The organism is Staphylococcus sp. HMSC034C12 (assembly GCF_001835895.1).
Taxonomy (GTDB): Bacteria; Bacillota; Bacilli; order Staphylococcales; family Staphylococcaceae; genus Staphylococcus; species Staphylococcus hominis.
The window spans coordinates 1-224 of record NZ_KV826327.1; the positions used below are offsets into that span (position 1 = coordinate 1).

General features: G+C 29.9%; 1 protein-coding gene. It reads left to right on the plus strand.

The genetic code is table 11. The features are described from left to right. A partial coding sequence (locus HMPREF2629_RS05945; RefSeq protein ID WP_141756716.1) for an SdrD B-like domain-containing protein occupies positions 1-224 on the plus strand: 224 nt, incomplete at both ends.

Here is a 224-nt window from a genome sequence, read left to right on the forward strand (position 1 = left end):
ATATCAATTTACTGATTTAGAAAATGGAACGTATACAGTAGATTTTGAAACACCCGAAGGTTATACCTCAACATCTGTTAATTCTGGTAATGATAATGGTAAAGATTCAAATGGCACAACAACAACAGCTATTATTAAAGACGCAGATAATGAAACAATTGATTCAGGATTTTATAAACCAAAATATAACTTAGGTGACTATGTATGGGAAGATACTAATAAAG